Below are 9,634 nucleotides of genomic sequence, written 5' to 3' on the forward strand. Positions count from 1 at the left end.
GTAACCCGCCTCGGTCAGACTGGTGGCGTCCGCGATGGCGAAGGGCACGTCGAGAATGCGGGCCAGGGAGCGGGCGAGCAGGGTCTTGCCCGAGCCGGTGGGGCCGACGAGCAGGATGTTGCTCTTCTCCAATTCGACCCCGGCATGAGGATCATCCGCGCGGCGATCCCCCGAAACGTTTTGGACGCGCTTGTAGTGGTTGTGGACGGCGACGGAGAGGACCTTCTTGGCGTGGTCCTGGCCGATCACGTAGTCGTCGAGGACCTCGCGGATTTCCCGCGGCGTGGGCACGCCATCCTTTGATTTAACAAAGGAAATCTTGTGCTCTTCGCGGATGATGTCCATGCACAATTCGACGCATTCATCGCAGATGAACACCGTGGGGCCGGCGATAAGTTTGCGGACCTCGTGCTGGCTCTTGCCGCAGAAAGAGCAATAGAGAGTGCTCTTGGAATCTCCGCTCGCGGCCTTCGTCATGGTCTTTTCTCACTCTCTCGACGGCGTCGCTTAGGACCGTTCGTCGCTACCCCGGAGGCTCACCTCGCCTACCCTTGCAGGATACGCGCCACGGGTTGTCTAATCCTTGACATTCCCCGATCCGGCCAAGGATCACAAGCTTTCGCTCCTGGGAGCGACAAATGGCGACGGGCGACGACGCGGCGTCGGGCCCCGTCAGCCCCATAGATGGGAACGTGAGCATGACCCGCAAGGATTCGTCCGCCTCCGAGGCGGCGCGCCCTGTGGTCGCCTTCGATTTCGACGGTACGCTGACGGTTGGCGACAGCTTCACCGCGTTTCTGGCCTGGCAGGCCGGCAGGCTACGTCATTTGGCCGGGATGGTCCGCCTAGCGCCGGACGCCGTGGCCTACCTGGGGAATCGCGACCGCGGAAAGCTCAAGGCGGCGGCGGTTCGTGAATTCCTGAAAGGCCTGCCGCGCGCTGAACTGCAGGCGCGTGCAGAAACCTTCGCTCTCACTCACGCCGCGTCGATGCTGAGGCCCGACGCGCTGCGGGTCTGGGAGGACTGGAAGGCGCGCGGAGCGGTGCTGGCCATCGTTACGGCGTCACCCGCGGTGACCGTGGCCCCGTTCGCCCGCGCGTTGGGCGCAAAGGTGCTGCTTGGGACCAACCTTGCCTTCGACGCGCAGGATCGCGTCGCCGGCGGCTTCGATGGTCAGAACTGTCGCGGCAAGGAGAAGGTGCGTCGACTGCGCGAACGCTTCGGCGAGGGCGTGAGGCTCGCCGCGGCCTATGGCGACACCAGCGGGGACAGCGAGATGCTGCGGATCGCCGACGAAGCGGGCTATCGGGTGTTCACGGCGAGGCCGTAGCGCCCCCTCCGACCTCGCCGGAGGGGGTGCGCGTCCGGATCAGACGGCTTCGGTTTCGCGCTGTTCGTACACGTGGTCGACGATGCCCCAGGTCTTGGCTTCTTCGGCCGTCATGAAGGTGTCGCGGTCCAGCTTCTCTTCGACCGCTTCATAGGTCTGGCCGGTGTGCTTGGCGTAGAGCTCGTTCAGGCGGCGCTTGGTCTTGATGATGTCTTCGGCGTGGCGCTCGATGTCGGAGGCCTTGCCCGAGTAGCCGCCCGACGGCTGGTGGACCATGATCCGCGCGTTCGGCAGCGCGATCCGCTTGCCTTCGGCACCGGCCATCAGCAGGAACGAGCCCATCGAGGCCGCCATGCCCATGCACAGCGTCACGACGGGACTGCGGATGTATTGCATGGTGTCGTAGATCGCCAGGCCGGAGGTGACGATGCCGCCCGGCGAGTTGATATACATCTGGATCTCCTTCTTGGGGTTTTCGGCCTCAAGAAAGAGCAGTTGGGCGCAGATCAGCGCCGACATCCCGTCTTCGACGGGACCGTTCAGGAAGATCACCCGCTCCTTGAGCAGGCGCGAGAAAATGTCGTAGGCGCGTTCGCCGCGGCTGGTCTGTTCGACGACCATCGGCACGAGGTTGAGTGCGGTGGTTTGCGGGTCACGCATGGGGGAGATCGCCTTTTGTGAAGGATGCGATCCAATGAATCGCTCTGCATCCGATATCGCGTGCCGACCGGGGCGTTGCAAGATGACCCTGTGTCGCCCCGGCGCGCTATCGCGATCCCTGCCCGTCCTTAGGCGCCGTAGCCCTGCGGCAGCTCTTCGTCCTTCATCAGCTCTTCCTTGCTGATCGGCGTGTCGGTCACCTGGGCGGCGGCGACGATCAGGTCGACCACCTTGTCCTCGAAGATCGGCGCGCGGAGCTGGGCCTGGGCGTTCGGCTCCTTGCGCAGGTATTCGAACACCTGCTGGGCCTGGGCGCCGTAGCGCATGGCTTCCTGGCGCATCGCCTCAGCGAGCTCCTGGTCGCTGACGGAGACGTTGTTGACCCGCCCGACCTCGGCCAGGACCAGGCCCAGGCGCACGCGGCGTTCGGCGATCTTGCGATACTCGACGCGCAGGTCCTCGTCCGACTTGGCGGCGTCCTCGGGCGGCAGCGCGCCGCGCTCCTTGTCGGCCTCGACCTGTTGCCAGATGGCGGCGAACTCGGCCTCGACCATCTTCGGCGGCAGCGGGAAGTCGTGCTTGGAGTCCAGCAGGTCCAGCAGTGAGCGCTTCAGTTTGAAGCGCGCGGCGCCGGAGTACTGCTGCTGCAGGTTGGAGCGGATCAGCTCGCGCAGCTTGTCCAGGCCCTCGATGCCCATGCGCTCGGCCAGGGCGTCGTCCAGCGGCGTGTCGACCGGCGCCTTGATCTCTTTGACGGTCACGTCGAATTCCGCCGCCTTACCCTTCAGCGCCTCGGCCTGGTAGTCGTCGGGGAAGTTGACCTTCACCACCAGCTGCTGCTCGGGCTTGGTCCCGACCAGTTGCTCTTCGAAGCCCGGGATGAACTGACCCGAACCCAGCACCAGCTGGCTGTCCTCGGCCGCGCCGCCCTCGAAGGGCACGCCGTCGATCTTGCCGAGGAAGTCGATGGTCAACTGGTCGCCGTCCTTGGCCTTCACGGTCTTGCCGGTGCGCGTCTCGTAGCTGCGGTTCTGCTTGGCGATCTCGCCCAGAGTCTCGTCGACCTCGGCGTCGGTGGCCGAATAGATCGGGCGCTCCAGCGTCAGCGTCGCCGGGTCGACCGGCTCGAACTCCGGGATCAGCTCAAGCGACATTTCGTATTCGAGGTCGGCCTTGCCATCCAGCACCTCGAGCATGTCGCCTTCCGGCTTCAGGTCGGGCTCGCCGGCGGGACGCAGCTTGTTGTCCGTGATCAGCTTCTGGGTGGTTTCGGTGATCGTCTGCTCGATCACCTCGCTCATGATCGACTTGCCGTACAGCTTGCGCACGTGCGCCGCCGGCACCTTGCCGGGACGGAAGCCTTTGATGTTGAGGGTCGGCGCGATCTCCGCGATGCGCGCCTCGAGCTTCTCGGTGAGCTCGCCGGCGGGAACCGACACGCCGTACACGCGGCTGAGGCCTTCGCCTGACTTTTCAGTGATCTGCATCGACATGGTCTTATCATCCGGACGCTGCACGCTGGCGCTGCGCGATCCGCCTTCGAGCTTAACGATGAACGCCGCCGAAAATCCGGCGGCGGGCGGCGCCCTTATGTCACGGGCGTGACGCGCGTCCAAGAGCAAAGCCAGGCCACGGCGCCCCGCTGCGTTCAAGGCGCGTGGTGCGGATGAGAGGACTCGAACCTCCACGCCTCACGGCGCTAGAACCTAAATCTAGTGCGTCTACCAGTTCCGCCACATCCGCGCGGCGGCATGCCTTCGTTCAGCTATGCGTCCGCGTCAAGGGCGGCGAAGGGTGACAGCGCGACCGCGGCGCGCCAGAAGCAGGCTATGAGCGCAGGCGTGTTGTTCGTCCACATGGGCTTTCCGGCCCAGTTTCGCGACCTGGCGGGCCAGCTCGTCGCGCGCGGGATCGACTGCCGCGCAATCGGCGGGCCCGACGCGGGTGGGCTGGATGGCGTGCCGATCGAGCGCTGGAGTTATTTCCGTGGCAGCGCGCCGGGCATCTTTCCCCTGGCCACCCGGGCCGAAGCCGATCTGGTGCGCGCTCGCGCCGCGCTGGAAGCCGCGCGCCGGCTGAAGGCGCAGGCGTTCGAGCCTCGATTGATCATCGCCCATCCCGGCTGGGGCGAGACGGTGCTGCTGCATGAGGCGTTCCCGAATGCGCGCGTGATCCTTTTCCATGAGTTCTTCTACGCCGGACGCGGGCTCGACATCGATTTCGACACCGAGTTCATCCAGCCGGACGAGGCCGGCATCCTGGCCGGGACCACCAAGAACGCCGTCATGGCCCTGGCGTACACCCAGGCCGACGCCATCGTCACACCCACGGTGTTCCAGGCCTCGACCCTGCCGGCGGTGTTCCATTCGCGCCTGCAGATCATCCATGAGGGCGTCGACCTTCAGGCGGTGCGTCCTGGGCCGTCCCGGGCGCTGGCCCTGCCTGGCGGCGCGGTCCTGGCGTCTGGTGCGCCGATCATCACTCACGTGAACCGCAACCTGGAGCCGATGCGCGGTCTGCACATCCTCCTGCGCGCGCTGCCGCGGCTGCAGGCGGACGTTCCGGACGCACACACGGTTATCGTGGGCTCGCCGAACGCTCGCGGCTATTCGGGACCGGCGCCGGAGGGCCGAACCTGGAAGGACGTCTGCCTTGACGGGCTGGAAGATCGGCTCGACCTGACGCGCGTTCACTTCACGGGCCCCCTGCCCCATGGCCGGATGCTCGAGGCGCTGCGCGCATCGAGCGCGCACGTCTATTACACTTATCCGTTCGTGCTCTCGTGGTCGCTGGCCGAGGCGATGGCGGCAGGTTGCTATGTGATCGGCTCGGACACCGCGCCTGTGCGCGACGCGATCAGCGACGGCGAGAATGGGCGGCTGCTCGATTTCTTCGACGTCGACGCCCTCTCGGGCGCGCTGATCGACGCCTGCCGCGAGCCGCTGGACAAGGCGCCTCTGCGGCTCGCCGCCCGGGCGACCGCCGAGGCGATGTTCGATCGCCAGGCGGGCTTGCGGGGCTGGTTGGCGCTGATCGCCGAGGTGGGGGAAATCGCCGTCTAGCGCTCGAGCCAGAGCTGGGACAGCACGGCGGGCGCGAGGCCTGGCAGGTCTTCGGCGATCAGGCCAGGACCGAAATTGGCCGCCGCCTCGGCGTGGATCCACGCGCCGGCGCAGGCGGCTTCGAAACTCTCCATCCCCTGGGCCATCAGCCCGCCGATGAAACCCGCCAGCACGTCGCCTGAACCCGCGGTGGCCAGCCACGGCGCGCCGTTGACGTTCACCGCCGCGCGGCCGTCGGGCGCGGCGATCACCGTGTCGGCGCCTTTAAGCAACACGACGGCGCCGGCCAGCGCGGCGGCCTGTCGCGCCGCCGAGATCCGTTCCGGCGCTCGCCCCAGTAGGCCTGGAAATAGCCGTTCAAACTCGCCAGGATGCGGGGTGAGCACATCGTCTCGGTCGAGCACCGAGAACAACTCGCCGGGATCGTCGCGGAACACGGTGATCGCGTCGGCGTCGATCACCAACGCCGCCCCGGTGCGCGCCAACGCCAGAAGGTTGACCAGCGTGGTCTCGGTGACGCCGGCGGCCGGACCGATGATCGCGGCGTCCACGTCGGCGCAGGCCTGCTCAAGTTCCAGTTCGGTCTCGAACGGACGCAGCATGACCGCCTCGAGGTGGGCGGCGTTCACCTGCAGGGATTCCGGGTGCGATAGCAGGGTGACCAGGCCGGCGCCGATCCGCAGGCCGCCACGCGCCGCCAGCCGCGCGGCCCCCGTGCTCCACGGTTCGCCGCTGATCACCACCAGTCGCCCGCGCGCGTGCTTGTGGGAATCGATCGCCGGCCAGGGAAACCGGCTCCCCCATAGCTCCGGGGTGTTCTCGTGAAGAGCCCCCGGCGTGTCGCCGAGGCCGATGTCGGCGACCACCACCTCGCCGCTCCGCGCCTTGCCGGGCTCCAGCACATGACATGGCTTCTTGCTGTGGAAGGTCACGGTGAGGCCGGCGATCACCGCTGGTCCATTCGGCTCGCCCGTGTCGCCGGGCACGCCGCTCGGCACGTCGACGGCGATCACCCGATCGGGCGTTTCGCTCAACCGCAGCGCGGCCGCCGCGGCTTCCCCCGTCAACGGACCCGAGAGCCCTGCGCCAAACATCGCGTCGACATAGAGCTCCGCAGTCCCGGCGCCCGCCAGCGGCCGGGTCGCGCCATCCCAGAGCGCTGCGGCGTCGCGGGCGTCAGCGGTCGCCGGCGGCTTTAGCGCGAGCACCTCGACCGGCCACCCCTTCTCCTTCAGCAGGCGGGCGATCACATAGCCGTCCCCGCCGTTGTTGCCGGGCCCGCAGAGGACGTGGACGGTTCGCACCGAGAAGCGCTCGACAATGGCATTTGCGACCGACGCGCCGGCGCGCTCCATCAGCACCATGCCCGGGGTGCCGGCGGCGATCGCCGCCTGGTCGGCGGCCTGGGTCTCCGCGACCGACAGGATCCGCCGAGCCGCCGGGTGGTGAGAGAGCGTGCTCATAGCACCTGCGTCGCGGATTCACGCCCCTTGCTCACCAAAGTCAGCACCGCGCCGTCGGTCTCCAGGACGTGGATCGAGGCGTGGTCGGGGCGCAGCCCGATCACCCGCTCGTCGTCCTCAAGCGTTGTGACCACGGCGTTGATCGCGACGTAGTGGCTGAACACCGCGGCGCCGCCCCGCGCGCGCAGGCTGGCGGCCACGCTTCGCCGCCAGACGTTGTAATCGCGGTCGCCCTCGATATCGCGCCAAAGACCTTCGAAGGCGCTCCGCAACCACGCCGGCCGTTCTTCGACGGCCAGGCCGGCGGGCGTGGGAATTTCCCCGACCGCGGGGTCGATCTCCACCTCGACGCCCAGGGCCTCGGCCGTCGGCTGCGCCGTCTCACGGCAGCGACGCAACGGCGAACTCACCACGCGGACGGGCCGTTCGGCGGGCGCCAGCGCCAGAAGCGCATCGCGGGCGGCCAGCGCTTGGGTGCGGCCAGTCTCGTCCAAACCAGGATCATCCCCGCCGCCGGAGTCTCCCCACGCCGTGGCGGGCTTGGCGTGGCGGATGAGATAAAGGCGCGTCATCGTCGGCTCACCTGCAAGAGAACCCCACTCGTTGCCCGCCCCGCCGATGCACGGCAAGCCCCTTGGCGCCGATCTTCGCAGCCGTAGTGACGCGGTCCGCATCATGCTCCTGCGACCCACGACGCGGGGCGACCAAGGCTTCACAGATCACAACACCGTCCACTCCGCCGCCAGGGCGAAACTTCCGATGACGGGGAACTTTTCCGCCACAAGTTTCATCACTTGGACAGGCCGGCCTTAAGCAGGGAGATCGCCAAGATCACCGCCCAGCGACGCCTCAGTCGTGTCTGGAGCGCAATCTGATCTCCGTTCGGCCTTCGAAACCAGACGGAAATCCCACGCGAGGCGGCTACAAGGCCACCTCAAGCCCGATATCAGATCGCCTAACTATTGATCTGACGTCGCCTTTTGTTTGTGCAAATCCAACCTTCGGTTAGATAGCGGCGACGCGCTGCGAGCCGGCCTCTTGTGGCGCCGGCGCTGGGCGTGCTCCGTCCCGGCGACCGCGGGGGCGGCTCCACATTCAGTGACCAGTGCGGTGCATGAAAAAGATCGAAGCCATCATCAAGCCCTTCAAACTCGACGAGGTGAAGGAAGCTCTGCAGGAACTCGGCGTCCAGGGCATGACCGTGATCGAAGCCAAGGGTTATGGCCGCCAGAAGGGTCATACCGAGCTTTATCGCGGCGCTGAGTACGTCGTCGACTTCCTGCCCAAGATCAAAATCGAGGTGGTGGTGGCTGAAGGCCAACTCACCCAGGCGATCGAGGCCATCGTCGGCGCCGCGCGCACTGGGCGGATCGGCGATGGCAAGATCTTCGTCTCCGAGATTTTCGATGTGCTGCGGATCCGCACAGGCGAGTCCGGCGAAACCGCAATTTAGACCTGAATTTTCATCTAGCGACCTAGGGGATACTCATCATGGCCACACCTCAGGACATCCTGGCTCAGATCAAGGAACAGGACGTCAAATACGTCGACGTGCGCTTCACCGACATCCGCGGGAAGATGCAGCACGTGACCTTTGACATCGATCTGGTCGATGAGGACTTCCTGTCCGACGGCACCATGTTCGACGGTTCGTCGATCGCCGGCTGGAAGGCCATCAACGAGTCCGACATGAAGCTGCGTCCGGACCTGGACAGCGCTTATATCGACCCGTTCTACCAGCAGACCACGCTGTGCCTGTTCTGCGACGTCGTGAACCCCGACACGGGCACCCCCTACAACCGCGACCCGCGTTCCATCGCCAAGGCGGCGCTGAACTATGTGAAGTCGGCCGGCGTGGGCGACACCGTCTATTTCGGCCCGGAAGCCGAGTTCTTCATCTTCGACGACGTCAAGTGGTCCACGAAGCCCCACGACACCGGCTATTCCTACGACGCCAGCGAACTGCCGGCGAACACCGGCAAATCCTATCCGGAAGGCAATATGGGCCACCGGCCCGGGCCCAAGGGCGGCTATTTCCCGGTGAACCCGACCGACTCCGCCCAGGACCTGCGTGGCGAGATGCTGGCGGTCATGGGCGAGCTTGGAATGAAGCCGGAAAAGCATCACCACGAAGTCGCGCCCGCCCAGCACGAACTGGGCCTGAAGTTCGACACCATGGTGATCATGGCCGACCGGCTGCAACTCTATAAGTACGTCGTCCACAATGTCGCCGCCGCCTACGGCAAGACGGCCACCTTCATGGCCAAGCCGATGTTCGGCGACAACGGCTCGGGCATGCACGTGCACCAGTCGATCTGGAAGGATGGCCAGCCGCTGTTCGCCGGCGACAAGTACGCGGGCCTGTCGCAGATGTGCCTGTGGTACATCGGCGGCATCATCAAGCACGCCAAGGCGATCAACGCCTTCTCGAACTCGACCACCAACTCCTACAAGCGCCTGGTGCCCGGCTATGAAGCCCCGGTGAAGCTGGCCTACTCGGCCCGCAACCGCTCGGCCTCGATCCGCATCCCCCACGTGGACAGCCCCAAGGGCAAGCGCATCGAAGTCCGCTTCCCGGACCCGATGGGCAACCCCTACCTGACCTACACCGCGCTGCTGATGGCCGGCCTCGACGGCATCGAGAACAAGATCGATCCGGGCGCGCCCCAGGACAAGAACCTCTACGACCTGCCGCCCCGCGAGCAGAAGAAGGTCCCCGAAGTCTGCGGTTCGCTGAAGGAAGCGCTTGAGAACCTCGATCGCGACCGCGCCTTCCTGAAGCGCGGCGGGGTCATGGACGACGAATTCATCGACGCCTACATCGAGTTGAAGATGGAAGAGGTCATGCGCCTCGCGCTTCACCCTCACCCGGTCGAATTCGACATGTATTACAGCTGCTAAGAGTCCGTTTGGAAACTCACGGGTGGGTGGTCCGGCGTAGCAGGTTTCCGCCCATGGCGACGAGGATCATGGCCTGCGTGACGTCGATCCGGGCCTCGTAGTCGCGGACCAGACGGCGCCAGCGGGTCATCCAGCCGAAGGTCCGCTCGACCACCCAGCGGCGGGGCAGGACCTCAAAGCCCTTCTGCGGGTCGGAGCGGCGGATGATCTCGACCAC

At 66.2% G+C, this 9,634-nt stretch carries 10 protein-coding genes and 1 tRNA gene; 4 read left to right on the top strand and 7 right to left on the bottom strand.

Annotation, left to right across the window (positions count from 1 at the left end; translation table 11 throughout):
- Positions 1 to 477 (bottom strand): ClpX C4-type zinc finger protein (locus tag Q8M88_RS02060; protein WP_305594581.1); only part of this gene is annotated, 477 nt, incomplete at its 3' end.
- Positions 478 to 698: 221 nt separating this feature from the next.
- Here Q8M88_RS02060 and Q8M88_RS02065 point away from each other — a divergent pair.
- The gene (locus tag Q8M88_RS02065; protein ID WP_305594583.1) at positions 699 to 1,331 is read left to right on the top strand and encodes an HAD-IB family hydrolase; all 633 of its coding nucleotides are present in this window, start codon (positions 699 to 701) and stop codon (positions 1,329 to 1,331) included.
- Between the two features lie 39 nt (positions 1,332 to 1,370).
- On the opposite strand, the gene Q8M88_RS02070 is transcribed toward Q8M88_RS02065, so the two are convergent.
- The 3 genes from Q8M88_RS02070 to Q8M88_RS02080 form a co-directional block, all read right to left on the bottom strand.
- The gene (locus Q8M88_RS02070) at positions 1,371 to 1,991 is read right to left on the bottom strand and encodes an ATP-dependent Clp protease proteolytic subunit (RefSeq protein ID WP_305594584.1); all 621 of its coding nucleotides are present in this window, start codon (positions 1,989 to 1,991) and stop codon (positions 1,371 to 1,373) included.
- A gap of 128 nt (positions 1,992 to 2,119) precedes the next feature.
- Positions 2,120 to 3,478, bottom strand: coding sequence for a trigger factor (gene tig / locus Q8M88_RS02075; protein WP_305594596.1), 1,359 nt, complete (start codon positions 3,476 to 3,478; stop codon positions 2,120 to 2,122).
- Between the two features lie 171 nt (positions 3,479 to 3,649).
- A tRNA-Leu gene (locus tag Q8M88_RS02080) sits at positions 3,650 to 3,734 on the bottom strand.
- 86 nt (positions 3,735 to 3,820) lie between these two features.
- On the opposite strand from Q8M88_RS02080, the gene Q8M88_RS02085 reads away from it, so the two are divergent.
- Positions 3,821 to 5,053, top strand: coding sequence for a glycosyltransferase (locus Q8M88_RS02085; protein ID WP_305594586.1), 1,233 nt, complete (start codon positions 3,821 to 3,823; stop codon positions 5,051 to 5,053).
- On the opposite strand, the gene Q8M88_RS02090 is transcribed toward Q8M88_RS02085, so the two are convergent.
- Both Q8M88_RS02090 and Q8M88_RS02095 read right to left on the bottom strand, forming a co-directional pair.
- Complete coding sequence (locus Q8M88_RS02090; RefSeq protein ID WP_305594589.1) at positions 5,050 to 6,516, bottom strand: NAD(P)H-hydrate dehydratase; 1,467 nt, start codon at positions 6,514 to 6,516, stop codon at positions 5,050 to 5,052. The two genes, Q8M88_RS02085 and Q8M88_RS02090, sit on opposite strands and share 4 nt — an antisense overlap.
- Positions 6,513 to 7,088, bottom strand: a complete 576-nt coding sequence (locus tag Q8M88_RS02095; RefSeq protein WP_305594590.1) for a histidine phosphatase family protein — start codon at positions 7,086 to 7,088, stop codon at positions 6,513 to 6,515. Before Q8M88_RS02095 ends, Q8M88_RS02090 begins: the two co-directional genes overlap by 4 nt.
- Before the next feature lie 542 nt (positions 7,089 to 7,630).
- On the opposite strand from Q8M88_RS02095, the gene Q8M88_RS02100 reads away from it, so the two are divergent.
- Positions 7,631 to 7,969, top strand: coding sequence for a P-II family nitrogen regulator (locus Q8M88_RS02100; protein WP_305594592.1), 339 nt, complete (start codon positions 7,631 to 7,633; stop codon positions 7,967 to 7,969).
- Between the two features lie 38 nt (positions 7,970 to 8,007).
- Positions 8,008 to 9,417, top strand: a complete 1,410-nt coding sequence (gene glnA / locus Q8M88_RS02105; RefSeq protein WP_305594594.1) for a type I glutamate--ammonia ligase — start codon at positions 8,008 to 8,010, stop codon at positions 9,415 to 9,417.
- A gap of 16 nt (positions 9,418 to 9,433) precedes the next feature.
- On the opposite strand, the gene Q8M88_RS02110 is transcribed toward glnA, so the two are convergent.
- Positions 9,434 to 9,634 (bottom strand): transposase (locus tag Q8M88_RS02110; protein ID WP_305594595.1); only part of this gene is annotated, 201 nt, incomplete at its 5' end.

It is taken from the genome of Phenylobacterium sp. (genome assembly GCF_030693805.1).
Classification (GTDB): domain Bacteria; phylum Pseudomonadota; class Alphaproteobacteria; order Caulobacterales; family Caulobacteraceae; genus Phenylobacterium.